This is a genomic window from Kitasatospora sp. NPDC058406 (genome assembly GCF_042722765.1).
GTDB lineage: Bacteria > Actinomycetota > Actinomycetes > Streptomycetales > Streptomycetaceae > Kitasatospora.
This window is the reverse complement of the sequence record NZ_JBHXKE010000031.1, coordinates 27,901-54,385: the sequence shown is the minus strand read 5'-3', so window position 1 is coordinate 54,385 and position 26,485 is coordinate 27,901. Positions and strand designations below refer to the sequence as shown.

Here is a 26,485-nt window from a genome sequence, read left to right as displayed (position 1 = left end):
GTGCAGGGGGGGGCGGGCGGCGGTCCGGCTGGGGCGGAGAACCGATTGCGAGGCGCAAACGGGGGCGCCCCCCACGGTGGCGCCGGTGTCAGGCGTCGAGCCCGGTGGTCAGCCAGTCGTGCACGGCGGCGGCGCACTCCTCCGAGCACTCCCCCAGGGTGGGGAAGCAGACGATCGCCGCCCCAGCCGCCCCGGCCGCCGCCCCGGCCGGACCCGACGCCGGCGTCACCAGGTCCGACGCCCGCGCGACCGGCGCCGGGTCCTCGAACTTCTCCCTGATCCTGGCGGCCGCGATCAGCAGGTCGAGACCGTTCTCCAACTTCGCGCGCTCGTAGGCCTGGGCGAACATCGAGGCGAGGTAGCCGTCGGAGGCCGGCGCCGAGGCCGGGACCGGACCCGGAGGGACCGCGCGAGCGCCCGCCGAACCGGCCTGCCGCTCCGCGTCCCGACGTGTACCGAGCAGGCGCCACGGGTGTCGCGTTCCTTCACGACGCCCCGTCCGGCCGGCCCGTCCGGCGTGGCGGGCCGGCGCCCCGGCCTGTCCCGGACCGCGCAGCACCGTCGAACCGGTCCGCCGGAGCGGGCCGCAGCCCCTCGGACCCGGACCACTCCCGCACCACACGCCACAATGCACTTCTTCCTTCCCAGGAATCCCGTACATTCACAGTTCGGACGATCAAGCTTCAAATATCGACCACACGTTTCAGACATCGCCCCCTTCGGATGGCCCCGATGCTCTAGATTGACTTTCGGTTCGCACAGCTCGACGCGAAACGGCACACGATGATCTACAGGTCCGACGCTGTGGACGGCCGGCAGACAGCCGCATCCCGGCGGAAGACATGGAGGTGATCGATTCTTGGCGCCCGAACCGGGCGTCGGGTGTGAAGAGCAATCGTCGACGGTTTCCCACACGCTTCAGGACTCCGGTGGAATACGCACGCCCGCCGGCAGCCGGGTGGGATGTTCACGTAGCACCGCATGACGTGGTTTGCCATTCGGGGGGAGGCGGGGCCTCCCGAGGGGCGGGATCAGTGCAGCACGGGAGGCGGGGGCTCCCGAGGGGAGGAACAGTGCGGGAGGTGCGAGCCTCCCGGGGGGAGGATCCGTGTATAGCGAACACGTCGAACCCACTGCTGACCTGGATGAGGCCGTGAAGCAGGGGGAAGGTGAATTAGCCAGCCCGTTTCTACCGGCGCGGGGGCGCCGGATGAACGGGAGAATCAGCCGGCCCGAGATCGAATGGGAACAACAGTACCGCCGCGCTGTGATCTTCAGCGATACTGCGGCCACCGCCTTCGTGGTCGCGGGGATAGGCCGCTTCTTCGGGGTTCGTGATGCGGCCAACTGGCACGAGAAATGGGGAATTCTCGCCTTATTCACCGAGCTGCTGGTGATGGGGTCGCTGGCGATGACCCGGGCGTGGGCTCCGGCCGTACTCGGCCAGGGCGCCGAGGAATTCCGTCGGCTCGGACGATCGCTTTTCACCGCCGCCGTCGTGCTGGCGCTCGGCGGGATCGCCCTCACGTCGCACAACATCAAACTCTGGATCTTCGTCGCGATCCCGGCGATCACGCTCACCACCATGACCGAGCGGTACCTGCTGCGCCTCTGGCTGCACAAGCAGCGCAAGGAGGGGCGGTGCCTGCGCCCGGTGCTCGCTGCCGGGAGCCCGGCCACCGTCAGCGACCTCATCGCCCGGACCCGCAAGTTCCCGCACCTCGGCTGGCGGGTGGAGGCGGTGTGCACGCCGTACGCCCTCGGTCACAACCGTGACCGACTGGACGAGGTGCCGGTCGTCGGCCGGCTGACGGACGTCGCCAACCACGTCCGCCGCGACGGCTACCGGGTCGTCGCGGTCACACCGGACCCGCACTGGTCACCGGACCGGCTGCAGCGGCTGGCCTGGAACCTCGAAGGCGGCGACGCCGAGATGGTCGTGGCCCCCGTGCTGATGGAGGTCGCCGGCCCGCGGCTGCACGTCGACGCGGTGCTCGGGATCCCGATGCTGCGGGTCAGCATGCCGGCCTTCACCGGGGGCCGCCGGGTGGTCAAGGAGGTCGTCGACCGACTGGGTGCGATGTTCCTGCTGATCCTGTTCGCGCCGCTGATGGTGTTCGTCGCGCTGCTGGTGCTGGCGGACAGCCGGGGCGGGGTCTTCTACCGGCAGCACCGGGTCGGCAAGGACGGCCGGGAGTTCACCCTGATCAAGTTCCGCACCATGGTCGCCGGGGCCGACCGGGCGCGGGCCGAGCTGGCCGACCGTAACGAGGGCGCCGGCCTGTTGTTCAAGCTCCGCCGGGATCCGCGGGTGACGCGGATCGGAGGGGTGCTGCGCCGGTACTCGGTCGACGAGCTCCCGCAGCTCCTGAACGTGGTCACCGGCTCGATGTCGCTGGTCGGTCCGCGGCCTCCGCTACCGGAGGAGTCCGCCGCGTACGGGCCGGACATCCGGCGGCGGCTGCTCGTCAAGCCCGGGCTCACGGGTCTGTGGCAGATCAGCGGGCGCAGCGACCTGCCGTGGGAGGAGGCGGTACGGCTGGACCTGCGGTACGTGGAGGACTGGTCGCTCGCCCTGGACGCGGTGATTCTGTGGAAGACGCTGCGTGCGGTGCTCCAGGGGCAGGGGGCCTACTGATGGGTGGGGGGCGTCGACCGATCGACGCGCGGACGGCCGGCCACAAGGGCCTGCCCGAGGGGAGGAACGAGTCATGAGGGTCAGTGTCCTGGGGCTCGGCTACGTGGGCTGTGTGTCGGCCGCATGCCTGGCCAGCCTGGGTCACGAGGTCATCGGGGTGGACGTGAACCAGGTGAAGGTCGACCTGGTGAACGAGGGCAAGGCCCCGGTGGTCGAGGAGCGGATCGGCGAGCTCATCGCCGAGGTCGTGCGGACGGGAGCGTTGCGCGCCACCGCCGACGTCCGCGAGGCGATCATGGGCAGCGACGTGTCGCTGGTGTGCGTGGGCACGCCGTCGGAGCCCAACGGCAGCCTGTGCACCACCTATCTGGAGCGGGTCACCGAGCAGATCGGTGCCGCGGTGGCCGAGCGGGGCGGGCGGCAGACCGTCGTGTTCCGCAGCACCATGCTCCCGGGCACCTGTCTGAACCTGCTGGTGCCGATCCTGGAGAAGTACGCCGGCGGCACGGCCGGGGTGGACTTCGGGGTCGCGGTCAACCCGGAGTTCCTGCGCGAGGGCACGAGCGTGCGGGACTTCTTCGACCCGCCCAAGACCGTCATCGGCGAGCTGGACCCGGCGAGCGGCGACGTGGTCGCGTCGCTGTACGACGGTCTGCCCGGCGAGGTGTTCCGGGTGCCGGTCCCGACGGCCGAGGCCATCAAGTACGCGGACAACGCGTTCCACGGCCTCAAGATCGGCTTCGCGAACGAGCTGGGTGCGGTGTGCCGGGCGCTCGGGGTGGACTCGCACCAGGTGATCGACGTGTTCCTGGCCGACCGCAAGCTGAACATCAGCCCCGCCTACCTGCGGCCCGGCTTCGCCTTCGGCGGCTCCTGCCTGCCCAAGGACCTGCGCAGCCTGGTCCACGCGGCGCGGCAGGCCGACGTCGCGGTGCCCATCCTCTCCCACGTGCTGCCCTCCAACCACGAACACCTGCAGCGCGCGGTGGAGTTGGTCGAACGCACCGGCAGGCGCCGGGTGGGCCTGTTCGGCCTGTCCTTCAAGCCCGGTACCGACGACCTCCGCGAGAGCCCGCTCGTCGAGCTGGCGGAGCGGCTCTTCGGCAAGGGCTACGACCTGCGGATCTACGACCCCAACGTGAACCTCTCGCGGCTGCTCGGCGCGAACCGCGAGTACATCGAGACCAGGCTGCCGCACCTCGCGCAGCTGCTCGCGGAGTCCGTCGACGAGGTGCTCGACCATGCCGAGGTGTGCGTGGTCGGGACCAGGGACCCGGACGTGCTGTCGGCGTTGCCCCACGGTGACGGCCCGGTGATCGTCGACCTCGTCCACCTTCCCGACGCCGAGGCGCGCCGGACCGAGCCGGGGTACGTGGGCCTTGCCTGGTGACGCAACGGGCGGCGACGGGCGGGGCCGTCGCGCGCTGGTCCTGGTGGAGAACCTGTCGGTGCCGTTCGACCGGCGGGTGTGGCAGGAGTGCACGACGCTCCGTGACGCGGGCTGGACGGTCGACGTCATCTGCCCGCAGGGGAGCAAGCGCGACACGGAGCCGGAGGCGGTGATCGACGGGGTGCGGATCCACCGGTACCCGTTGCGCGCGGCCACCGGGGGACCGGCCGGCTACCTGCGGGAGTACGGATCGGCGTTGTGGCACACGGCCCGGCTGGCCCGCAGGGTCGGCCCGGTCGACGTGGTGCACGCCTGCAATCCGCCCGACCTGCTGTTCCTGCCGGCCCTGTGGCTGAAGCGGCGCGGTGCCCGGTTCGTGTTCGACCAGCACGACCTGGTGCCCGAGCTGTACCTCTCCCGGTTCGACCGCGGCGAGGATCTGCTCTACCGCGGCGTGTGCGCGCTGGAACGGCTCACCTACCGGGCCGCGGACGTGGTGCTCGCCACGAACGAGAGCTACCGGGACGTCGCGCTGAGCCGTGGCGGCCGGCGCCCGGACGACGTGTTCGTGGTGCGCAGCGCGCCCGACACCGGGCGGTTCCGGCCGGTGCCGCCCGAGCCGGAGCTGAAGCGCGGCAAGCCCCATCTGCTGTGCTACCTGGGCGTGATGGGGCCGCAGGACGGCGTCGACTACGCCCTGCGGGCCCTCGCGAAGCTGCGCGACGAGTGCGGGCGGACCGACTGGCACGCGGTGTTCGTCGGCGGGGGCGACACCTTCGACGCGATGGTGGAGCTGTCCCGGCAGCTCGGGCTGTCGGAGCAGGTGGAGTTCACCGGGCGCGTCCCGGACGCCGACCTGGTGCGGTACCTGTCCACCGCGGACGTGTGCCTCTCCCCCGACCCGCGCAATCCGCTCAACGACGTGTCGACCATGAACAAGGTCCTGGAGTACATGGTGATGGGCCGGCCGATCGTCTCGTTCGACCTCCGCGAGGCGCGGGTCTCCGCGGGTGACGCCGCCGTCTACGCGCCGGCCAACGACGAGGCCCGGTTCGCCGAACTCGTGGCGCAGTTGCTGGACGATCCGGAGAAGCGGGCCCTGATGGGCAAGGTCGGCCAGGAGCGGATCAACGGGCCGCTAGCCTGGCGGAACTCCCAGCGTTCGCTGCTCGCCGCCTACGCCGCCGCCTGCCGTGGCCGCGCCCCGGTGTCGGCGGGCGGCCGGGGCCGGGCCGGGAAGAGGCCGCTCCGTTGAGCGACGAAGCGATACGTCTGGTCACGGTCGGTCGGATCTTCCGTCGGCGGTGGCGGCTCCTCGCCGTCCTCGCCGTGGTGGGTGCGCTCGTCGGCTACGGCGGTTCCCTGCTGTTCCCGCCGCGCTACACGACGTCGGCGTCGGTCCTGCTGCCGGGGGCGTGGCAGGAGCGCGAGCTGATGACCCAGGCGCAGATCGCGACCAGTTCGGTGGTGCTCGACCGGGTGGCCGCCGAGCTCGGCCGAACCGGTGCCGGCACCGGGGCCGTGACCGGCACCAGCACGAGCACCGACGAGCTGCGGGGCCGGGTGAGCGCCACGGCCGCGGACGGGAACATCATCAAGATCTCGGGGACGGGTGACACCCCGGAGCAGGCGCAGCAGCTCTCCGACCAGGTGGCCCAGCAGTTCGTCGCGTTCGCCGCACGGATCTCGGGCTCGGGCGAGGGCACCGAGCCCGAGGCGACGCAGCCCCAGGCCCTGCGGCAGATGGTGGCGCAGGCCAGCCGCCGCATCACCGACCTGGCGGACGCGGCCGATCCGGGGCAGACCGTGGAGAGCGTGCAGACCCGCACCGAGCTCGCGAAGCTGCGCACCACGCTGCAGGAGGCCGTCAACAAGCTGGACCAGGTCGACCCGGCGGCCGGCAAGGCCACCATGGTCGTCATGGGGGCGGCGGCCCGGCCGACCTCCGAGGCGCCGCCGACGGGGATGCAGCTCGTCGTGGCCGGGGCGCTGTCGGCCGTGCTGATCGCGGTCATCGGCCATCTCGCCTCCGCGCGGGTGAGTCGGCGCCTGCGCGGCGGGCCGGAGATCGCCACGGCGCTGGGTTCGACGCTCCTCGGCACCGTCGACGTGCCCGGTGGGCGGCCCGTGCAGCGGTCGAAGGGCCGTGGCCCGCGGGCCCTGGTCCGCCGGCTGCTGGACATCGACGTCCGGTGGGACCTGCCGACCCCGCACGCCTCCGGCGACGAGGCGGGCCGGCAGGTCCGCTACCGGCGGGTGTGCGCCCGCCTGCGCGACCAACTGCCCGCCCCCCAGCGGCTGCTGGTCGTCGTCCCGGAGGGTGACGAGACGGCCCGGCTGGCCGCCGGGCAGCTCGCCGCCGAGGCGGGGAGCGAGCCGCTGCTCCGGGTCGTCGGGGTCCCGATGTCACGGCCGCTGGTGCCGGACCGTGACGACGAGTCCGGTGCCCTGGTCGTGCTCAGCGCGGGCACCTGGACCGACGTGGAGCTCGCCGGCATCGTCGAGGCGTGTGCGGACGCCGAGCACGAGATCGTCGGCATCGTCGTCGCCGCCGCGGTCCGGGCCCGTCCCGAGCGGTCCGCCGGCCGTCGCGCGGGCGGCGCCGAACCGGCGCTCGCGGTCGGCCACGACACGGGGAGTGGCTCGGGGTGACGACGAGCATGACATCGGAGTCGGCGGCCACCCCTCCTCTGGTGGACCTGCAGTCGCTGGTGGTCGCGGTGCGCAGGCGGCGGCGCTTCTGGTGCCTCCTGGCGCTGCTGGGGCTGTTGGCCGGTTCGGCTGCGGCGGTGCTGCGGCCGGCGCCGCCGAGCGCGGTGACCACGGTGCTGGTCTCGCACCAGGCGGACCAGCCGAACGACCCCGGAACGCTGATCCGTACCGACGCGGCCCTGCTGCAGACCGTGGGGATCGCCGGTGCGGCCCTGAAGGCCGTCGGCTCCTCGGAGCTGCCGGAGGACTTCCTGCTGGAGTACGGGGCCGTCGGCCTGACCAACAACCTGTTGCAGATCACGGTGACGGGCAGCAGCGAGGAGGAGGCGGTGGCGCGGGCCAAGGCGCTCGCGGACGCGTTCGTCGCGGACCACGTGCGGCGGATCAGGGAGACCGCGGACGCGGAGGCCAAGTCCCTGCTCGACCAGCGCGACCGGATGCAGCAGGAGCTCACCCAGGTCAACAAGGAGATCGGGGACGCACCGCAGCAGGGCGGGCCGAAGGCGTCGGCGTCCGCGAAGCTGGAGGCGCTGTACGCCAGCCGGGCCGAACTCACCTCGCGGATCGCCGACTTCGGCCGGCGTGCCGCCGAGGCGCACGTCGGCACGCCCCGGCTCGTCGCCGGTACGCAGATCGTGGACGCCCCGCACCCGGTGCGGCAGTCCCTGGTCGTGACCGCCGCCACCGACGCCGCGATCGGGCTCGTCCTCGGTCTGGTCGTCGGACTCACGGTGGCCGCGATCGGCTCGGTGGTGGCGGACCGCCCCGTGCTGCGCCGGGACATCGCGGCGAACCTCGGGGCCTCGGTCGTCGCGGAGCTGCGCCCGGTGCCCCGCCGGCCGGTCGGCCGGTGGCAGCTCGCCCGGACCCGGGCGGCACGGGCCAGGCTCACCACGACCCTGTTCCGCACCGTGCGCGGCTCCGCGGACGCGGTGTCGCTGCTGGACCTCGGCTGTGCGCGCACGACGAGCGCGATCGCCCTGGACCTCGCCGGGGCCCTGGCGGAGGAGGGGCCGGTGACCGTCGTCGACGGTCTGCCCGGCCCGCAGCTCGCCAGGCGCCGGCCGAAGCAGGGGGGCCCGACCGTGGTCCGCGGCGAGCGGGCCGCGGACGTGCCGTCCCAGGAGCGCCTGGTCGGCGTCGGCTCGGTGGCGCCCGGTACGGCCTGGACCGACCTGCGGTACCTCGGCACGCGGACCGTACTCGTGGTGCGGGCCGGGCACGGGAGCGCCGCGTGGCTGCACACCGTGGCGCGGCAACTCGCCGACCAGCGCATTCCGGTGATCGGTGTGGTGCTGGTCGATCCGGATCCGCGCGACCGGACCGACGGCACGCTGTGGGAGGGGCCGCACACCGCGACGCGCGGCCGGTACGAGCGGCCGGCCCGGCACAACGGCACGGGCCGGCGGCGGGCGGGGCTGACGACGATGTGGACCGCAAGGGTCCCGGACAGCGACCAGGAGGTGCGGTAGGACATGTGTGGCATCGCGGGTACGTACCGATGGCCGGACGGGAAGGTCGTGACCGACCTGCTCACCGAGACCCTCGCCCACCGCGGTCCCGACGGGGCGGGCCGCTACAGCCACCCCCTCGGTGCCGGCGAGGTGCACCTGGGGCACCGCAGGCTGGCCATCGTCGACCTGTCGGAGACCGGCGCCCAGCCGATGGTCTCGGACGGCCTCGTCCTGACCTACAACGGCGAGCTGTACAACGCGCCCGAGCTGCGCGCCGAACTGGCGGCCGCCGGGGTGCGGTTCCGCGGCACCTCCGACACCGAGGTGCTGCTGGAGGCCTGGCGGCGCTGGGGCACGGACTGCCTGCCCCGGCTGCGCGGCATGTTCGCGTTCGGGGTCTTCGACGAGCGGACCGGCGAGCTGGTGCTCGCCCGCGACCAGCTCGGCATCAAGCCGCTGTTCCTGGTGCGGCGCGGCGAGGGGCTGATGTTCGCCTCCGAGCTCAAGGCGCTGGCCGCCGCCGCCGGCGGGTCGCTGGAGGTGGACCCCGGGGCGCTGGTGGCCTCACTGCTGTACTACTGGGTGCCGGACTCACGGTGCGCGTTCCGCGAGGCGGAGAAGCTGCCGCCGGGGAGCTGGCTCCGGTGCCGGCCCGACGGCCGGGTGGACCGCGGCCGGTTCTGGCACCTGCGGGACGTCGCCGCGGAGGGCCGGGAGCGGGCCCTCGGCGGCGAACGGCCGGACCTCGCCGCCATCGTCGAGGAGTCGACCCGGCGTCACCTGCTCTCGGACGTGCCCGTGGCGACCTTCCTCTCCGGCGGGCTGGACTCCAGCTACCTGACCGCGCTGGCGGCCCGCGACCGGCCCGGGATCTCCGCCTACACGATCGGGTTCCGCGCCGAGGACGCCAGGTTCGAGGCGATGCCGGACGACCTCCGCTACGCCCGGCAGGTGGCCGAGCAGTTCGGCGTCGACCTGCACGAGATCGAGATCGCTCCGGACGTGCTCGACCTGCTGCCGCGGATGACGTACCACCTGGACGAGCCGATCGGCGACCCCGCCGCGATCAACACCTTCCTGATCTGCTCGGCCGCCCGGGAGGCCGGGGTCAAGGTGATGCTCTCGGGGATGGGGGCCGACGAGCTGTTCGCCGGCTACCGCAAGCACCTGGCCAACCAGCTCGCGCTGCGCTACCAGCGCGTGCCGCGGCCCCTGCGGCGCGGCCTGTCCGCGGCCGTGGACCGGCTGCCGGTCGCCACGGCCAACCGGGGGCTGCGGTCGGTGCGGTTCGCGAAGCGGTTCCTCTCCTTCGCCGACCTGCCGGAGGAGACCGCGTTCCGGCGCAGTTACACCATGTACGACCGGGCCGAGCTGCTGGCCCTGGTCGATCCGGACCTGGCCGGGACCGTCGACGACGTGCTGACCGAGCACGCGGACACCTACCAGGACAACGACCTCGACGACTTCGTCAACCGGATGTGCCTGGGGGACGCCCGGATGTTCCTGCCGGGCCTGAACCTCGCGTACACGGACCGGTCGAGCATGGCCGCGTCGACCGAGGTGCGGGTGCCGTACGTGGACGTCGAGGTGGTGAGGGCGGCGTTCGCCGTGCCCGGCGACCGCAAGATCGTCGGGCGGCAGGGGAAGGCCGTCCTGAAGGAGGCGGCCTCCTCGGTCCTGCCCCGGGAGATCGTGTACCGGCCCAAGGGCCTGTTCAGCGCCCCGCTGCGGGCCTGGATGAGCCGGGACCTGGCACCGCTGGTGCGCGAGGTGGTGAACGACGGCGTGCTCGTCAGTTCCGGGTTCCTGCGCCGGGACGCGCTGGCGCGGCTCGTCGCCGCGGACGCCGCCGGGCAGCAGGACTACTCCAAGCACCTGTGGCACGTGCTGACCCTGGAGTACTGGTACCGCGGCGCGACCTCCGGCTCCGGCCACAGCACTCACGCGACGACGTAGAGCTGCTCATCCGACTCACGCGACTCACTTGACGGCGTAGGAACAAGGGGACTTCCGGTGAAACAGGTCGTGCAGAACTACAAGAGCGGTGAGCTGGCGGTGCTCGACGTGCCGGTGCCGGGGTGCAAGCCCGGCGGCGTGCTGGTCCGCAGCGCCTTCTCGCTGATATCCACCGGGACCGAGCTCATGAAGGTGTCCGAGGCCGGGATGTCGATGCTGGGCAAGGCCCGCTCCCGTCCGGACCAGGTGGCCAAGGTCATGCAGAGCGTGGCCACCAACGGGCTGCCCGCCACCTACCGCAAGGTGATGGGGAAGCTGGACTCCTACACGCCGCTGGGCTACTCGCTGTGCGGGGTGGTCGAGCAGGTCGGCGCCGGGATCGACGACGTGGCGGTCGGCGACCTCGTGTCCTGCGCCGGCAACGAGCACGCGCTGCACGCCGAGCTGAACTGGGTGCCGAAGAACCTCTACGCCCGGGTGCCCGACGGCCTCGCGCCCCGGCACGCGGCGTTCGGCACCGTCGGGTCGATCGCCCTGCAGGGCGTGCGGCAGGGCGAGCCGCAGCTCGGCGAGGCGGCGCTGGTCATCGGCCTCGGGCTGATCGGGCAGCTGGTGGTGCAGCTCCTCACCGCCTCGGGGGTCCGCGTCGTCGGGGCCGACCCCGACCCGGTGCGCTGCGAGCTCGCCGAGCGCCTGGGCGCCGTGGCCGCCGGCGATCCCGGGTCCGCGGCCGTGGAGGCCGCCGTCGCCGAACTCACCGACGGCCACGGGGTCGACCAGGTGTACCTGGCCGCCGGCGGCGGCAGCAACCAGCCCGTCGAGCTGGCCGCCCGGCTGGCCCGGGACCGCGGCCGGGTCGTCGACATCGGCAAGTGCCGGCTGGACCTGCCCTGGAACGCGTACTACGAGAAGGAGCTCGACGTCCGGTTCTCCCGCTCGTACGGGCCCGGGCGCTACGACCCGGGGTACGAGCTGGAGGGGCGGGACTACCCGATCGGCTACGTGCGCTGGACCGAGCGCCGCAACCTGGCGTGCTTCCTCGACCTCGTCGCCCGCGGCCGCGTCGACGTCGAGCCGCTGATCTCCCACGTGGCCGACTTCGACGACGCCGTCGAGACGTACCAGCGGCTGAAGGACGGCGAGTTGAAGGCCGTGGCCGTGCTGTTCCGGTACCCCGGCCCCGCGGCGGAGGAGGGGCCGCCGGCCCCCTCGGTGGCGGTGCCCGCGGTGCGCCGCGGCGGCGGGGTCTTTGCCCCGGCCCGGTCCGCCGGGGCGCCGGTGCGGCTGGCGTTCGTCGGCGCGGGGAACTACGCGACGTCGATGATCCTGCCGCACCTGTCGCAGCGCGACGGCGTCACGCTGTCCACGGTCGTCACCACGACGGCGCTGTCGGCGGCGAACGCGCAGCGGAAGTTCGGCTTCGCCAAGGCGACCACCGACCTCGACGCCGTGCTGGACGACCCGGCCGTCGACGCGGTGTTCGTGGTCACCCGGCACAGCTCCCACGCCGACCTGACCCGCAGGGCGCTGCTCGCCGGCAAGACGGTGTTCGTGGAGAAGCCCCTGGCCCTCACCGAGGACGAACTGGCGGGCGTGCTCGCGGCGGTGGAGGAGTCCGGCAACGACCGGATCCAGGTGGGCTTCAACCGCCGGTTCGCGCCGCTGCTGCGGGAGGCCAGGAACCGGTTCGGCGCGCGGACCGGTCCGGCGAGCCTGCGCTACCTGGTCAACGCGGGCCGGCTCCAGCAGGGCAGCTGGTACCTCCGGCAGGACTCCGAGGGCTCGCGGTTCGCCGGCGAGGGCGGGCACTTCATCGACACCGCGAGCTGGCTGCTGGACGCCGACCCGGTCTCGGTGTACGCGGCCGCCCCGGCCGGCAACGAGGACCTCCAGGTCGTGCTGCGCTACCCGGACGGCTCCACCGCCACCATCAGCTACGTCACCACCGGCGCGTCCGGCTTCCCCAAGGAGACGCTGGACCTCGTCGCGGACGGCAAGGTGCTGAAGCTCGACGACTTCGTCCGCGCCTCGGTGTACGGCCGCAAGCGGTGGGTCAGCTCGCGGCTGCCCAAGGCCCGGGACAAGGGCCAGGCCGCCGAACTGGCCGCGTTCGTCGCGGCCGTGCGGACCGGCGGGCCGATGCCGGTGCCGCTGGAGTCGCTGGTCGCCACCACGGCGGCCACCCTCGCCGTGCAGGCCGGCCTGGTCGGCGGCGCGCCGGTGACCCTGGCGAGGGCGCGATGACCATGGGCACGGGCTGGTACCTGCGGCGGCTGTCCCGGATGGGGCCGCAGGAGATCGGCGGCCGGGTGGGCGACGCGGTGCGCCGGCGGCGGTGGCGGTCGGCGCCGCCGGACTGCCCGCCCGTCACGGGTGCCCGGTTCACCGCCGTGCTGCCCGCCGGGGCGGTCGCCGCGGTGCCGCCGGACGCCGGGAAGCGCCTCGTCGCCGAGGCGGACCGCCTGCTGGACGGGCACGCGGAGTTCTTCGGGGTGGACCGTGACGACCTGGTGGCGCCCGACTGGTGGCGCGACCCGAAGACGGGGCGGCGGGCGCCGTCCGGCTACGCCTTCGACGTGCCGTACCGGAGCGAGGACGCGGTCGGGGACGTCAAGCAGATCTGGGAGCTGTCCCGGCACCAGTACCTGACCGTGCTGGCCGCCGCCTACGCGGTCACCGGGGACGAGCGGTACGCCGAGCGCGTGGCCGAGCACCTGCGGTCGTGGTGGGCGGCCAACCCGCCGCTGCGCGGCGTGCACTGGATCAGCGGGATCGAGCTGGGCATCCGGCTGCTGTCCTGGGTGTGGGTGCGCCGGCTGCTCGACGGCTGGCCGGGCGCGGCCGGGCTGTTCGAGGACAACCCGGTGGCGCTGAACCAGATCTGGCACCACCAGCGCTGGCTGGCCGCCTTCCCCAGCCGGGGGTCGTCGGCGAACAACCACGTCATCGCCGAGGCCGCCGGGCAGTTCGCCGCGGCCTGCGCGTTCGGATGGTTCCCCTCGTCGGCGCGCTGGCGGTCCGCCGCGCTGCGGTCGCTGGAGCGGCACCTGCGCGGCAACACCTTCGTCTCCGGCCTCAACCGCGAACTGGCCACCGAGTACCACGGGCTCGTCCTGGAGCTCGGTCTGGCCGCGGTGGCCGAGGCGGACGCCGCCGCCGTGCCGGTCCCCGCGTCCGTGCGGCTCGTCCTGCTGCGGATGACCGACGCGCTCGCGGCCGTCGTGGACAACCGGTTGCGGCCCCCGCGCCAGGGGGACGCGGACGACGGGCACGGACTGGTCCTGGACGGCGCGGGCACCGACCGCTGGGGCTCGCTGCTGGCGACCGGGGACGCCGTGTTCGGCCGGCTCGCCTGGTGGCCCGCGGTGACCGGCACCGATGTGCGCACCCCGCTGCTGACCTCGCTCGTCCGGCCGTACGCGCGGAACGGGACCGTGGCCCGCCCGGCCGACCGGCCGTCCCACTTCGCCGACGCGGGCCTGACCGTCCTGCGCGGTCCGGAGGAGATCTGGTGCCGCTGCGACGGCGGTCCGCACGGGTTCCTGTCCATCGCCGCGCACGCCCACGCGGACGCGCTGTCCGTGGAGGTCCGGCACGACGGGGTCGACGTGCTCGCCGACCCGGGGACGTTCTGCTACCACGGGCAGCCCGAGTGGCGGCAGTACTTCCGGTCGACCCTGGGCCACAACACCCTGCAGCTGGACGGCGGTGACCAGTCCGTCTCCGGCGGCCCGTTCCTGTGGACCCGGCACGCCCGCACCCGCGTCCTGGTCGCGGACACCTCCGGCGACGGCGTGGCCCGCTGGAGCGCCGAACACGACGGCTACCAGCAGTCGGTGCACCGCCGCCGGGTGGAGCTGACCGCCGCGACCCGGGAGCTGCGGATCGTCGACGAGGTGCGCGGACCGCGCAGGGCCGTGCGCCTGGCGTTCCACCTCGGCCCGGCGGTCACCGCGGACCTGACGGGGCACCGGGCGGTGCTGACCTGGACCCGGGGCGGCGAGGACCGCTCCGCGGTGCTCGACCTGCCGGGGCAGCTGTCCTGGTCGGCGCACCGCGGCGAGACCGACCCGCCGCTGGGCTGGTACTCCGCCGGCTTCGGACGCAAGGAACCCGCCACCACGCTGGTCGGCACCGGCTTCACCGACGGCACGCAGGGGTTCACCACCGTGCTCGGTTTCCGCGGCTAGGGGGGCGCGTGGGGATCAGGAGACGGTACCGGGGGGCGTCGTCGGCGGCGGCGCTCACGCTCGCCCTGCTGCTGGCGACCGGCTGTACGAGCGCGTCGGACGCCCCGGCGGAGGCGACCGCCGCGCCGTCCGGGCCGGCGGCCGTGGCCCGGGTGTGCGCCGCCCCCGCGCCGGGGCCGGCGACGGCGCCGGCGGGCGCGGTGACGGTCGACCCCGCGGTGGTCGACGACCTGGCGGTGAAGACCAGGGACAACCCCCCGCGCACCACGTTCTGGCTCCGCCCGGGCACCCACACCCTCGAACCGGACCGCTACGCCCAGGTGATGGCCAAGGAGGGGAACACCTACCTCGGCGCGCCGGGCGCGGTGCTCGACGGCCGGAGGACCAACAACTACGCGTTCAGCGGTACCGCCCCCGACGTCACCATCCGCCACCTGACCGTGCAGGGCTTCGTCGCGCCGCACGACGAGGGCGTGGTCAACCACGACATGGCCGACGGGTGGGTGATCGAGCACGCGACGATCCAGGACAACTCCGGCGCCGGGCTGATGGCCGGTGCCCGCCAGCAGGTCCGCGCCAGCTGCCTGCGCAACAACGGGCAGTACGGCATGAACGCCTACAAGACCGGCGACTCCATCAAGGGCCTGCTGGTCGAGGGCAACGAGATCGTGGGCAACAACACCGACGACTGGGAGCGGCGGCAGCCGGGCTGCGGCTGCACCGGGGGCATCAAGTTCTGGGCCGTCGACGGCGCCGACGTCCGCGGCAACTGGGTGCACGACAACCGCGGCGCCGGGCTGTGGGCGGACAACAACAACAACGACTTCCTCGTCGAGGACAACGTGCTGGAGGCCAACGACGGCACCGCGCTGATGTACGAGACCAGCTACAACGCGATCATCAGGAACAACACGATCCGGCGCAACAACTGGGTCGAGGGCCGCCGGCACGCCGCCGCCGGCGACAACTTCCCGTACGCGGCGGTCTACGTGTCGGAGGCCGGCGGCGAACCCCGGATCCCGGCCCGCACCGACAGGATCGACATCTACCGGAACGTGCTGGAGGACAACTGGTCCGGCATCACCCTGTGGGAGAACGCCGACCGGTTCTGCAACAGCCCGGCCAACACCTCGACCGGCTACTGCACGTTGCTGGTGAAGGACACCCGGCAGTGCGCGAAGCCGGCGATCGACACCGCACCGCTCTACGCCGACTGCCGGTGGAAGACCCAGCGGGTGGACATCCACGACAACCGCTTCGCCCTCGACACGTCCGTCGTCAGGTGCGCGGTGGAGTGCGCCCGCATGGCCGTGCTCTCCAACTACGGCACCTACCCGGACTGGTCGCCGTACCAGGGCAAGCGGGTGTCCCGGGCGATCACCCTCGAACAGGACAACCGCTGGCACGACAACGCCTACCGCGGACCGTGGAGCTTCGTCATCGACGACCCGGACCGCAAGCTCGACGCCGGGCGGTGGCAGGGCACGCCGTACCAGCAGGACCAGGGCAGCACCTTCGCCCCGCAGGCCGGTGGTTGAGGTGGCCGGGGAACCGGTGCGCGGCGGGCCCACGGGCGGCCGGCCGGCGGGCGGACCGGGCACGGCGGTCCCCCGGCCCGGCGCCGAACGACGCCCAGGCGGCACGCCGAAGGCCGTCTGGATCGTCTGGGCCCTCCTGGGTCTCAACACGCTCGGCTCCGCCGGGGCGAAGACCATCGTGAGGCTGCCCCGCTCCCTCATCCAGATGGCCACCATGGGCGCGCTGGTCTCCGCGTTCGCGCTGGCCCTCGCGCTCAACCTCCGGCTGCGCATCCGCGCCAACGCCTTCCTGTTCCTGCTCAGCCTGCTGCTGGTGCCGAGCCTCATCTCCAGCCTGCACCTGGAGGTCGGGGTCGGCGCGCTGTTCCGCTGCACCCGGCTGGCCCTCTTCGTCGGTACCCTGTGGCTGCTCAGCCGCTGGTGGACCGGCAGCCTGATGCTCGTCCGGACCCACATCCGGATGTACTTCGCGGTGCTCGTGTCGGTGGCCGCCGGCCTGGTCATCTCCCCGGGCACCGCCATGCCCGAGTACTACGGCGGGCGCCTGGTCGGCGCGCTGTGGCCGCTCACCCCGCCGCAGATCGGACAGTACTCCGCGGTGATCATCGGGCTCACCGTGCTGCTCCTGCTGGACCGCCGGACCACCGGGACCGGCGCGGCGGTGGTCATCGTGCCGACGCTCGTCCTGCTCGCGATGACCCACACCCGGACGGCCACGGTCGGCCTGCTCGTCGGGCTGGCGCTGGCGATCGGCTCGCTCGTCCTGACCAGCGCCGCCGCCCGCCGGTTCTTCGCCTGGGCGGTGGTGTGCGCCACGGTGGCCGCGGTGGCATTCTCCTCCGCGCTGCAGGCGTGGTTCATGCGCGGGCAGAGCAAGGAGAACTTCTCCAACCTCACCGGCCGGGCCAAGGTCTGGGACGCCCTGCTGACGGCGCCCCGGACGCTCCCGGAGCGGGTATTCGGCACGGGCCTGGGCGACAAGTCGTTCGGCGGGCTGCCCATCGACAACAGCTGGCTGGCCGTCTACAACGAGCAGGGCCAGCTCGGCATCGTCCTCGTGGCGGCGATCCTCCTCTCCCTGGGCGGGATCGCGCTGCTGCGCCCGCCCTCGCTGCCGAGGGCCTGCGCGATCTTCCTCATCAGCTACGTCGCGATGTCGTCGTACACCGAGGCCGGGCTCGGCGACGCCTCGCCCTACCTGCTCCACCTGGCCCTGGCCGCGTCGCTGCTCACGACACCGGCCGCGGCCCCACCCTTGACGGCGCCCGCGGTACCGCGGCGACGCATCCCCCGCTGGGACCGGAACCGGGAGGTGACCTGACCATGCACGTCCTCGTGGTGCACAACCGCTACTCCTCGGCGCAGCCGAGCGGCGAGAACAGGGTCGTCGACGAGGAGGTGGGGCTGCTGCGCGCGGCCGGCCACCGGGTCGACGTGTTCGAGCGGCGCAGCGACGAGATCGCCGCGCGGTCCCTGCTCGGCAAGGCCGCGGTGCCGCTCCTCGTGCCGTGGAACCCGGCGGTCCGCACGGAGCTCGCCGCCCGGCTCCGCACCGATCGGCCGGACGTGGTGCACGTCCACAACGTCTTCCCGCTCCTGTCGCCGGCGGTGATCGCCGCCTGCGCCGACGCCGGTGTGCCCGTCGTCGCCACCCTGCACAACTACACCCAGGTCTGCCCGCCCGGCACGCTGCACCGGGACGGCGGGGCGTGCACGGAGTGCGTCGGCACGCGGGCCTCGCTGCCCGCCGTCCGGCACGGCTGCTACCGGAACTCCCGGCTCGCGACGGTGCCGCTCGCGGTCAGCCTGGCGGTCAACCGGCGGCGGTGGTGGTCCGGCGTGGAGCGGTTCTTCTGCATCTCCGCGGCGCAGCGCGACATCCTGGTGCGGTCCGGCATGCCGGCCGAACGGCTGGTGGTGAAGCACAACTTCGTGCCCGACCCCGGCACCGACCGGGCGGACACCGGCGAGCACCTGCTCTTCCTCGGCCGGCTGACGGAGTCCAAGGGCGTGCGGCTGCTCATGGCCGCGTGGGACGCGCTCGCCGCGGAGGGCGGGGTCGGCGTGCCGCTCGTGCTCGCCGGCGCGGGGCCGCTGGAGGCCGAGGTGACGGCGTGGGCGGCGGGCCGGGCCGACGTGCGCTACGCCGGCCTGTACGACCCGGCCCAGTGCCGGCAGGCCGTCGCGCGGTCGGTCGCGGTGGTGGCTCCGTCGATGTCCATGGAGACGTTCGGCCTGGTGGTCGCGGAGGCGATGGCGGCGGGGGTCCCGGCCGTCGCCGCCGGTCACGGCGCCTTCGTCGAGCTCGTGCAGGACGGGCTGACCGGGTTGCTGCACCGGCCGGGGGACGCGGGCTCGCTCGCGTCCTGCCTTCGCCGGGTCACGGCCGATCCGGCCGGCAACCGGGAGATGGGCCGGACGGCCCGGCACCGTTACGACCAGGCGTTCAGTCCGGCGGTCGGACTGGAGCGCCTGGTGGAGGAGTACCGCGCCGCGATCGCGGGGCGGGCCGGCGGCGCGGACGGCGCGCCGCCGGTGGTGAGGACGAACGCTGGCTCGCGGCGGGACACCCGCGCGAGCAGGAAATGGGGGCAGTAGATGACACGATGCCGACTCTGCGGCTCGACGGCGCTGGGGAGCGTCGTCGACCTGGGGGCGACCCCGCCGTGCGAGAGCTTCCTCGCCGCGGACCAGTTGGACCGGCCGGAACCGACGTACCCGCTGCACCTGCGGGTCTGCACGGACTGCTGGCTCGCGCAGATCCCTCCGCTGATCACGCCGGAGGAGACGTTCACGCAGTACGCGTACTTCTCCTCGTACTCGACCTCCTGGGTGGAGCACGCGCGCACCTTCGTCGCCGAGGCCGTGCCGCGGCTGGGCCTCGGCCCCGACTCCTTCGTGGTCGAGGTCGCGAGCAACGACGGGTACCTGCTCCGCCACGTGGTGGACCGGGGCATCCGCTGCCTCGGCGTCGAGCCGTCGGTGAACGTCGGTGCCGCGGCGCGGGACGCGGGCGTGCCCACGCTCACGGAGTTCCTGGACCCGGCCACCGGTGCGGCCGTCCGTGCCGAGCACGGCCCGGCGGACCTGGTCGTCGCCAACAACGTGTACGCGCACATCCCCGACGTGGTCGGGTTCACCCGGGGCCTGCGCGCCCTGGTCGCCGACGACGGCTGGGTCTCCGTCGAGGTGCAGCACCTGCTGACCCTGATCGAGGAGAACCAGTACGACACGATCTACCACGAGCACTTCCAGTACTACACGGTCGCGTCCGCGGCCCGGGCGCTGGAGAGCGGCGGACTCACGCTCGTGGACGTCGAGTTGCTGCCCACGCACGGCGGCTCCATCCGGCTGTGGGCCCGGCCGGCCGAGGTGGCCGGCGAGCCGAGCCGGCGGGTGGCCGACGTGCTGGACCGGGAGAAGGCCGCGGGGCTGCGGGAGCTGTCCGGGTACACCGAGTTCTCCGCCCGGGTGGCGAAGGTGCGCAGGGACCTCCTGCGCTTCCTCGTCGAGGCGGCCGAGCGTGGCGAGACGGTCGTCGGCTACGGCGCCCCGGGCAAGGGCAACACCCTGCTGAACCACTGCGGTGTCCGGCCCGACCTGCTCCCGTACACGGTCGACCGGAACCCCTACAAGCACGGCAGGTTCACCCCGGGCACCCGCATCCCGATCCTGCCGCCCGAGCAGATCGCCACCGACCGGCCGGACTACGTCCTCGTCCTCCCGTGGAACCTGCGGGACGAGCTGGTCGAGCAGTTGTCCTTCGTGCACGCCTGGGGCGGCCGGCTGGTCTTCCCCATCCCGGAACTCAGCATTGTCGAGGTCAAGCCGTGAAGGTCGTCCTGTTCTGCGGCGGTTACGGGCTGCGCATGCGCAGCGGAGCCTCCGACGACGTGCCCAAGCCGATGGCGATGGTCGGCCCGCGGCCGCTCATCTGGCACGTGATGCGCTACTACGCGTACTTCGGGCACACCGAGTTCATCCTGTGCCTCGGGTACGGGGCCCACCACATCAAGGACTTCTTCCTCAACTACGAGGAGACGACGTCCAACGACTTCGTGCTGCGGGGCGGGCAGACCGAGCTGCTGTCCACCGACATCGCCTCCTGGACGATCACGTTCGCCCAGACGGGCATCGAGTCGCCGATCGGCGAGCGGCTGCGCCGGGTGCGGCACCACCTGGACGGCGACGAGATGTTCCTCGCCAACTACGCCGACGTGCTCACCGACGCCCCGCTGCCGGAGATGATCGACTCGTTCTCCCGGCGTGACGCCGGTGCGTCGATGATGGTGGTGCCGCCGCAGTCCTCGTTCCACTGCGTGGAGCTGGGCGAGGGCGGCCTGGTGGGGGGCATCACCGCGGTGAGCGAACTGCCGCTGTGGGAGAACGGTGGCTATTTCGTGCTCCGTCAGGAGGTCTTCGACCACATCCCGGAGAACGGGGACCTGGTCGCCGACGGCTGCACCCAACTGGCCAAGCGCGGCCGGCTGGTGGCCCACCAGCACCGCGGCTTCTGGAAGCCGACCGACACGGTGAAGGAGCGGGCCGCGCTGGACCTCGCCTACTCCCGGGGCGACCGCCCGTGGGCCGTGTGGGAGCGGGACGCCGCGGGGGCGGGCGGCGGCGGGACCGGCGGCGGGACCACCGGCGCGGCGAGGACCGCGTGATCCGGCTCGGGTCCGGGCGCCCGGACCGGGTCGTCGCGGTGGGGGCGCACTGCGACGACATCGCCATCGGCGCCGGCGGCACGCTGCTGACGGTGTGCCGCGCGCGGCCGGGCCTGCGGGTCGACGCGCTGGTGCTCTCCGGCGGTGGCGGCGAGCGGGAGCAGGAGGAACGGGACGCGCTCGCCGCCTTCTGCCCGGACGCCGACCTGCGCCTGACCGTGCTCAAGCTCCCGGACGGCCGGCTGCCCGCGCACTGGGACGAGGCCAAGGCCGCGGTCGAGGAGCTGCGCGGGCGGAGCGAGCCGGACCTGGTCCTCGCACCGCGCACCGAGGACGCGCACCAGGACCACCGCGGCCTGGCGCGGCTGGTGACCACCGCGTTCCGCGACCACCTCGTGCTCGGCTACGAGATCGTCAAGTGGGACGCCGACCTCGGCCGTCCCACGGCCTACCAGCCGCTCTCCCCGGAGGTCGCCGAGGAGAAGGTGCGGCTGTTGCAGGAGCACTACCCGTCGCAACGGCACCGGCCCTGGTACGACCGGGAGGCCTTCCTGGGGCTGGCGCGGATCCGCGGCATCGAATGCCACGAGCGCTACGCCGAGGCGTTCGCCGTCACCAAGCTCACTCTCAATCTGGGGGGATGAACCATGCGCGTACTGCTGACCGGACACCAGGGCTACCTGGGCACCGTGATGGCCCCGGTCCTCGCGGCCGCCGGGCACGACGTCGTCGGGCTGGACGCGGGCCTGTTCGCGGACTCGGTCCTCGGCCCGACGCCCGCCGACCCGCCGGGTCACCGGGTGGACCTGCGTGACGTCACGGCCGACCACGTGGCCGGGGTGGATGCCGTGATCCACCTGGCCGCGCTGTCCAACGACCCGCTGGGCTCGCTGGCGCCGGACCTCACCTACGACATCAACCACCACGCCTCCGTGCGGCTGGCCCGGCTGGCCCGCGACGCCGGGGTGCGGCGCTTCCTGTACGCGTCGACCTGCTCGGTCTACGGTGCAGCCGGCGGCGACGACCTGGTCACCGAGGACGCCCCGCTGCGCCCGGTGACCCCGTACGCGGAGTCCAAGGTGCGGGTGGAGGACGACCTGCACGCGCTGGCCGACGACGACTTCAGCCCGGTGTACCTGCGCAACGCCACCGCCTTCGGCTACTCGCCCCGGCTGCGCGCCGACATCGTGCTGAACAACCTGGTGGGCCACGCGCTCCTGTCCGGCGAGGTGCTGGTGCTCTCCGACGGCACGCCCTGGCGCCCGCTGGTGCACGCCGCCGACATCGCGCGGGCCTTCGCGGCCTCGCTGGTGGCGCCGCGGGAGGCGGTGCACGACCGGGCGTTCAACATCGGCAGCGAGACCAACAACGTCACCGTCGCCGAGATCGCCGAACAGGTCGCCGAGGCGGTGTCCGGCGCGAAGGTGGTGATCACCGGGGAGAACGGTGCCGACCCGCGGTCCTACCGGGTGGACTTCTCCCGGTTCCGCGCCGCGCTGCCCGGCTTCGACTGCGAGTGGACGGTGAAGCGGGGGGCGCTCGAACTCGCCGACGCCTACCAGAAGTTCGGTCTGACCCGGGACGACTTCGAGCGACGCTTCACCCGGCTGGCCGTGCTGCGCGCGGCAGCCGACGCCGGCACCGTCGACGACACCCTGCGGTGGCGCCGGTGACCACGGCGGGCGACCGGATGCACGCGCTGGTGGAGCGGCTGTACCCGATCTGCCGGAGCATCACCGGCGACGGCGTGCGCGCCACCCTGGACATCGTCGGCGAGTACCTCCCGCTGCAGGTGCACGAGGTGCCGACCGGGACACGGGTGCTCGACTGGACGGTGCCGCAGGAGTGGAACATCCGGGACGCGTACATCGCCGACGCCACCGGCCGCCGGGTCGTCGACTTCGCCGCGTCCAACCTGCACGTGCTCGGCTACAGCGTCCCGGTGGCGGCGACCGTGCCACTGGCCGAGCTGCGCGAACACCTGCACACGCTGCCCGACCACCCGACCTGGGTGCCGTACCGCACCAGCTACTACACGCCGCAATGGGGGTTCTGCCTGGCCCAGGAGACCTTGGACGCGATGCCGGACGGCGAGTACGAGGTGCGCATCGACTCCACGCTCGCGGACGGCCACCTCACCTACGCCGAGCACGTCGTCCCCGGGCAGGTCACCGACGAGGTGATCGTCTCCTGCCACGTCTGCCACCCGTCGCTGGCGAACGACAACATGGCCGGCGTCGCGGTGGCGATCTTCCTGGCCCGGGAGCTGGCGGAGCGGACGCCGTACTACACCTACCGGTTCATCTTCGCGCCCGGCACCATCGGGGCGATCACCTGGCTGGCCCGCAACGCGGAGCGGGTGGAACGCGTCAAGCACGGGCTGGTGCTGGCCTGCGCCGGCGACCGGGGCAAGCTGACGTACAAGCAGAGCCGGCGCGGCGACGCGGAGATCGACCGGGTCCTGCGGCACGTCCTGAACGCGACCGAACGACCGCACCAGGTCAACGGGTTCACGCCGTACGGCTACGACGAGCGGCAGTACTGCTCGCCCGGGTTCGACCTCGGCGTGGGCTCGCTCAGCCGGACCCCGTACGCCGGGTACCCCGAGTACCACACCTCGGCGGACAACCCGGACTTCGTCTCCCCGGAGGCGCTGGCGGACACCCTCGCGGTCTGCCGCGAGGCGTTCTCCGTCCTCGACCGCAACCGGCGGTACCTCAACCTCAGCCCGTACGGCGAACCGCACCTGGGCCGGCGCGGGTTGTACGACTCGCTCGGCGGCCGCAGCGACGCCAAGCAGGCCCAGCTGGCCATGCTCTGGGTGCTCAGCCTCTCCGACGGCGAGCAGAGTCTGCTGGACGTCGCCGAGCGGTCCGGGCTGCCGTTCGACACCGTCGCCGCCGCGGCCGACGCCCTGCACGGCGCCGGGCTGATCAAGGCATGACGCCGATGACCGCCGAGGGGACGGAGACGACGGCGCCGCCGGGCCCGCCGGGGCGGGCCGCCGGCCGGGGCATCGCCGGCCGGCTGTCCTGGGGGCTGGCCGACCAGGCGGTCTCCAGCATGACCAACTTCGCGGTGGGCGCCTTCGTGGCCCGCTCGCTGGGGGTGACGGCGTTCGGCGTGTTCAGCCTCGCCTGGCTGACCTACGGCCTGGTGCTCAACGTCGCCCGCGGGCTGGCCACGGACCCGCTCGTGGTGCGGTTCAGCGGCGTGCCGGAGGCGGTCTGGCGTGCGGCGGCGGCCCGGTCGTCGGGGACGGCGCTCGTCATCGGCTCCTCCCTCGGCGCCGTCTGCCTGCTCACCGGGCTCGGCCTCGGCGGTCGGATCGGGCCCGCGTTCGTCTGCCTCGGCGCCGCCCTGCCGGCGCTGCTGCTCCAGGACTCCCGGCGGTTCGCGTTCTTCGCCGCCGGCGCGGGGCGGAAGGCGTTCACCAACGACCTGGTGCAGGCCGTCGCGCTCGTCCCGGCCATGGTCGTGGCGGCGCGCGTGAACACCGTGGCCGCCTTCCTGCTGGCCTGGGGCGCCGCCGCCGCGGTGGCCGCCGGGTACGGCTTCCTCCAGTCCGGCATCCGGCCCCGGGTGACCGCGGCCCGCGGGTGGCTCCGCGAGCAACGCGACCTCGGTACCCGGTACCTGGCCGAGAACGTCAGCCTCAGCGCCGCCGGCCAGCTCCGGGCGTACGGGCTGGGCGCGATCGTCGGGGTCGGTGCGGTGGGGACGGTCCGGGGCGCCGAGCTCCTGCTCGGCCCCTTCCTCGCCCTGCTGATGGGGCTGTCCCTGGTCACCGTGGCGGAGGCGGCCCGGGTACTGCGGCAGGCACCGCACCGGCTCGGCGGGTTCTGCCTCCGGCTGGGCGGCGGCCAGGCCGTCGCGGCGCTGCTGTGGGGCGCCGCCCTGCTGCTGATGCCCGACCGGATCGGCGAGCTCGTCCTCGGCGACGTCTGGCACGCGTCCTCCGAGCTCATCGTGCCGGCCACCCTCGGCGTCGCCGGCGCCGGCCTCGGCAGCGGCGCGGCGGCCGGGCTGCGCGCGCTCGCCGCGGCCCGGCGCAGCCTGCGCTGCCAGCTGTTCGCCTCCGCCTGCTACCTCGGCGGCGGGCTCGGCGGAGCCGCCCTGGCCGGCACCGCCGGCTCCGCCTGGGGCGTCGCCACCGCGACGGCCTGCGGCTCGGCCGTGTGGTGGTGGCAGCTGAGGGCCGCCCTGCACGAGCACCACCGAGCCCCCTTCTCCGAAGTAGAGGACGACACCCCCGAAGTGAGGACTCCATGACCGCCGTACCCCGATTGAGTATCGGGCTGCCCGTCTACAACGGTGAGGAGTACCTCGCCGAGTCCCTCGACGCCCTGCTCGGCCAGACCTACGAGGACTTCGAGCTGATCATCTCCGACAACGCCTCGACCGACGCGACGCAGGACATCTGCCGCCGCTACGCCGCGCGGGACTCCCGCATCCGCTACCTCCGGCTGCCCCGGAACATCGGCGCCTCGCCGAACCACAACCACGTGTTCGCCGAGTGCCGCGGCGAGCTGTTCAAGTGGGCCTCGCACGACGACCTGTACGCCCGGGACCTGCTGCTGCGCTGCGTGGAGGCGCTGGACGAGCGGCCGGACGTGATCCTCGCGCACGCCGACCAGGCGGTCATCGACGGCGACGGCCGGGTGAAGGTCCCCTACGAGTACGGGCTCGCCACCGCCTCGCCGCACGCGCCGGAGCGCTTCCGCAGCATGCTGTTCGAACCCGGCGGCGACGACTTCTACGGCGTGATCCGGGCCGACGTCCTGCGCCGGGTCAAGCCGCTCGACAGCTACCACCACGCGGACCGCACGTTCGTCGCCGAGATCGGCCTGCGCGGGCGCTTCCACCAGGTGCCGGAGCTGCTGTACTTCCGCCGCGACCACCCCACCCGCGCCGAACGGGCGAACCCCTCCAAGCGCTCCCGGTGCGTCAACCTGGACCCGCGCCGGGCCGGACCGCTGCACCCGACGCCCCGGCTGCTCGCCGAGTACGTCTGGGGCTTCGTCGCGACGATCCGGCGGGTGCCGCTCTCCCCGGCCGACCGGCGCGCGTGCTACGGCCACCTCGCCGCCTGGGCGACCAGCCGGGCCCGGCCGGGCGCCGGCGAGCGGGTCGAGGACCGCACCCCGGTCGACCCGGACCGGCTCGCCGTCTCCGTGGACGCCGTCGTCGCCGGCCGCGAGGGGCGGCGGCCATGACGTCCGCGGCCGAAGGCCCGGTGCGGGTCGGGGTGTTCGGGCTGCTCGGCTCCGGCAACCTCGGCAACGACGGGTCGCTGGAGGCCGTGCTCGGGTACCTGCGCGCCGCGCACCCGGACGCGGTCGTGGACGCGCTGTGCGGCGGGCCCGAGGCCGTGACAGCCCGGTTCGGGATCCCCGCGACCCGGCTGCACTGGAACCGCGGCGAGTACCGGACCGCGTCGCGGGCGGGCTCGATCGCGGCGAAGGGCGCGGGCAAACTCGTCGACGCCGTCCGCACCGCCGCCTGGGTGCGCCGGCACGACGTGGTGATCGTGCCGGGCATGGGCGTCCTGGAGGCCACCCTTCCGCTGCGGCCGTGGGGCTTCCCGTACGCGCTGTTCCTGCTCTGCGCGAGCGGCCGGCTGCTGCGCACCCGGGTCGCGCTGGTCAGCGTCGGCGCGGCCGAGATCCGCAGCCGGCCGACCCGGGCCCTGGTGCGCTGGTCGGCGCGGCTGGCCGCGTACCGGTCGTACCGGGACGCCCCGTCGCGCGACGCGATGCGGGCGATGGGCGTGGACACCGGCCGGGACGAGGTCTACCCGGACCTCGCCTTCTCCCTGCCGGCGCCGTCGTCGGGCGCGCCCGACGACGGCGCGCCGGGCCCGGGGGGCGGCGGGGGGTTGGGCCGGTCTGGTATAAACAAATACCAGCCCCCCCAACAGTTTCACAACGCGTATTCCGA

20 protein-coding genes are annotated in these 26,485 nt (G+C 73.4%); 19 read left to right on the top strand and 1 reads right to left on the bottom strand.

What is annotated here, in order from left to right:
• Window positions 1-88 precede the first annotated feature (88 nt).
• Complete coding sequence (locus ACFWOG_RS09210) at window positions 89-349, bottom strand: hypothetical protein (protein ID WP_380356322.1); 261 nt, start codon at window positions 347-349, stop codon at window positions 89-91.
• Window positions 350-1,210: 861 nt separating this feature from the next.
• Here ACFWOG_RS09210 and ACFWOG_RS09205 point away from each other — a divergent pair.
• From ACFWOG_RS09205 to ACFWOG_RS09115, 19 genes are all read left to right on the top strand, one after another.
• Complete coding sequence (locus tag ACFWOG_RS09205; RefSeq protein WP_380356320.1) at window positions 1,211-2,638, top strand: sugar transferase; 1,428 nt, start codon at window positions 1,211-1,213, stop codon at window positions 2,636-2,638.
• Window positions 2,639-2,711: 73 nt separating this feature from the next.
• Window positions 2,712-4,028 (top strand): nucleotide sugar dehydrogenase, encoded by a 1,317-nt coding sequence (locus ACFWOG_RS09200; RefSeq protein WP_329881645.1) that lies wholly within the window; start codon window positions 2,712-2,714, stop codon window positions 4,026-4,028.
• Window positions 4,018-5,283 (top strand): glycosyltransferase family 4 protein, encoded by a 1,266-nt coding sequence (locus ACFWOG_RS09195; RefSeq protein ID WP_329952869.1) that lies wholly within the window; start codon window positions 4,018-4,020, stop codon window positions 5,281-5,283. Before ACFWOG_RS09200 ends, ACFWOG_RS09195 begins: the two co-directional genes overlap by 11 nt.
• The gene (locus tag ACFWOG_RS09190; RefSeq protein WP_380356316.1) at window positions 5,280-6,680 is read left to right on the top strand and encodes a polysaccharide biosynthesis protein; all 1,401 of its coding nucleotides are present in this window, start codon (window positions 5,280-5,282) and stop codon (window positions 6,678-6,680) included. The genes ACFWOG_RS09195 and ACFWOG_RS09190 overlap by 4 nt, the downstream gene beginning before the upstream one ends.
• Window positions 6,677-8,212, top strand: a complete 1,536-nt coding sequence (locus ACFWOG_RS09185) for a polysaccharide biosynthesis protein (protein WP_329952867.1) — start codon at window positions 6,677-6,679, stop codon at window positions 8,210-8,212. Before ACFWOG_RS09190 ends, ACFWOG_RS09185 begins: the two co-directional genes overlap by 4 nt.
• Window positions 8,213-8,215: 3 nt before the next feature.
• Window positions 8,216-10,150, top strand: coding sequence for an asparagine synthase (glutamine-hydrolyzing) (asnB, locus tag ACFWOG_RS09180; RefSeq protein ID WP_355401220.1), 1,935 nt, complete (start codon window positions 8,216-8,218; stop codon window positions 10,148-10,150).
• A 57-nt stretch (window positions 10,151-10,207) separates the two neighbouring features.
• Window positions 10,208-12,394, top strand: coding sequence for a bi-domain-containing oxidoreductase (locus tag ACFWOG_RS09175; protein ID WP_380356311.1), 2,187 nt, complete (start codon window positions 10,208-10,210; stop codon window positions 12,392-12,394).
• Window positions 12,391-14,340 carry an alginate lyase family protein gene (locus ACFWOG_RS09170; RefSeq protein ID WP_380356308.1) on the top strand — a complete coding sequence of 650 codons (1,950 nt, stop codon included), beginning with the start codon at window positions 12,391-12,393 and terminating at the stop codon, window positions 14,338-14,340. Before ACFWOG_RS09175 ends, ACFWOG_RS09170 begins: the two co-directional genes overlap by 4 nt.
• Before the next feature lie 14 nt (window positions 14,341-14,354).
• Complete coding sequence (locus tag ACFWOG_RS09165; RefSeq protein ID WP_380356339.1) at window positions 14,355-15,878, top strand: right-handed parallel beta-helix repeat-containing protein; 1,524 nt, start codon at window positions 14,355-14,357, stop codon at window positions 15,876-15,878.
• Window positions 15,871-17,199 carry an O-antigen ligase domain-containing protein gene (locus ACFWOG_RS09160; protein ID WP_380356305.1) on the top strand — a complete coding sequence of 443 codons (1,329 nt, stop codon included), beginning with the start codon at window positions 15,871-15,873 and terminating at the stop codon, window positions 17,197-17,199. Before ACFWOG_RS09165 ends, ACFWOG_RS09160 begins: the two co-directional genes overlap by 8 nt.
• A gap of 2 nt (window positions 17,200-17,201) precedes the next feature.
• Complete coding sequence (locus ACFWOG_RS09155; RefSeq protein WP_380356302.1) at window positions 17,202-18,476, top strand: glycosyltransferase; 1,275 nt, start codon at window positions 17,202-17,204, stop codon at window positions 18,474-18,476.
• Window positions 18,477-19,712: a class I SAM-dependent methyltransferase gene (locus ACFWOG_RS09150; RefSeq protein WP_380356299.1), complete on the top strand. Its 1,236-nt coding sequence runs from the start codon at window positions 18,477-18,479 to the stop codon at window positions 19,710-19,712. It abuts the gene before it with no gap.
• Window positions 19,709-20,545: a glucose-1-phosphate cytidylyltransferase gene (locus ACFWOG_RS09145; RefSeq protein ID WP_380356296.1), complete on the top strand. Its 837-nt coding sequence runs from the start codon at window positions 19,709-19,711 to the stop codon at window positions 20,543-20,545. Before ACFWOG_RS09150 ends, ACFWOG_RS09145 begins: the two co-directional genes overlap by 4 nt.
• On the top strand, window positions 20,542-21,189 hold the full coding sequence (locus ACFWOG_RS09140; RefSeq protein WP_329881634.1) for a PIG-L family deacetylase: 648 nt from the start codon (window positions 20,542-20,544) through the stop codon (window positions 21,187-21,189). Before ACFWOG_RS09145 ends, ACFWOG_RS09140 begins: the two co-directional genes overlap by 4 nt.
• Before the next feature lie 3 nt (window positions 21,190-21,192).
• Entirely contained in the window at window positions 21,193-22,218 is a 1,026-nt protein-coding gene (locus ACFWOG_RS09135) for an SDR family oxidoreductase (RefSeq protein ID WP_329952860.1), read from the top strand.
• Between the two features lie 17 nt (window positions 22,219-22,235).
• The gene (locus tag ACFWOG_RS09130) at window positions 22,236-23,489 is read left to right on the top strand and encodes a DUF4910 domain-containing protein (RefSeq protein ID WP_380356336.1); all 1,254 of its coding nucleotides are present in this window, start codon (window positions 22,236-22,238) and stop codon (window positions 23,487-23,489) included.
• Between the two features lie 5 nt (window positions 23,490-23,494).
• Window positions 23,495-24,817: a hypothetical protein gene (locus tag ACFWOG_RS09125; protein ID WP_380356333.1), complete on the top strand. Its 1,323-nt coding sequence runs from the start codon at window positions 23,495-23,497 to the stop codon at window positions 24,815-24,817.
• Entirely contained in the window at window positions 24,814-25,761 is a 948-nt protein-coding gene (locus tag ACFWOG_RS09120; RefSeq protein WP_329881631.1) for a glycosyltransferase family 2 protein, read from the top strand. The genes ACFWOG_RS09125 and ACFWOG_RS09120 overlap by 4 nt, the downstream gene beginning before the upstream one ends.
• On the top strand, window positions 25,758-26,485 hold a 728-nt coding region (locus ACFWOG_RS09115), incomplete at its 3' end, for a polysaccharide pyruvyl transferase family protein (protein WP_380356291.1). The genes ACFWOG_RS09120 and ACFWOG_RS09115, both read left to right, overlap by 4 nt.

What these genes read in the sequence shown, in the direction of transcription:
- ACFWOG_RS09170 (WP_380356308.1), top strand. Translation starts at nt 12,391, where the DNA reads ATGACCATGGGCACGGGCTGGTACCTGCGGCGGCTGTCCCGGATGGGG.
- ACFWOG_RS09120 (WP_329881631.1), top strand. Translation starts at nt 24,814, where the DNA reads ATGACCGCCGTACCCCGATTGAGTATCGGGCTGCCCGTCTACAACGGT.
- ACFWOG_RS09210 (WP_380356322.1), bottom strand. Translation starts at nt 349, where the DNA reads ATGTTCGCCCAGGCCTACGAGCGCGCGAAGTTGGAGAACGGTCTCGAC.
- ACFWOG_RS09150 (WP_380356299.1), top strand. Translation starts at nt 18,477, where the DNA reads ATGACACGATGCCGACTCTGCGGCTCGACGGCGCTGGGGAGCGTCGTC.
- ACFWOG_RS09200 (WP_329881645.1), top strand. Translation starts at nt 2,712, where the DNA reads ATGAGGGTCAGTGTCCTGGGGCTCGGCTACGTGGGCTGTGTGTCGGCC.
- ACFWOG_RS09135 (WP_329952860.1), top strand. Translation starts at nt 21,193, where the DNA reads ATGCGCGTACTGCTGACCGGACACCAGGGCTACCTGGGCACCGTGATG.
- ACFWOG_RS09155 (WP_380356302.1), top strand. Translation starts at nt 17,202, where the DNA reads ATGCACGTCCTCGTGGTGCACAACCGCTACTCCTCGGCGCAGCCGAGC.
- ACFWOG_RS09125 (WP_380356333.1), top strand. Translation starts at nt 23,495, where the DNA reads ATGACCGCCGAGGGGACGGAGACGACGGCGCCGCCGGGCCCGCCGGGG.
- ACFWOG_RS09130 (WP_380356336.1), top strand. Translation starts at nt 22,236, where the DNA reads ATGCACGCGCTGGTGGAGCGGCTGTACCCGATCTGCCGGAGCATCACC.
- ACFWOG_RS09205 (WP_380356320.1), top strand. Translation starts at nt 1,211, where the DNA reads ATGAACGGGAGAATCAGCCGGCCCGAGATCGAATGGGAACAACAGTAC.
- asnB (WP_355401220.1), top strand. Translation starts at nt 8,216, where the DNA reads ATGTGTGGCATCGCGGGTACGTACCGATGGCCGGACGGGAAGGTCGTG.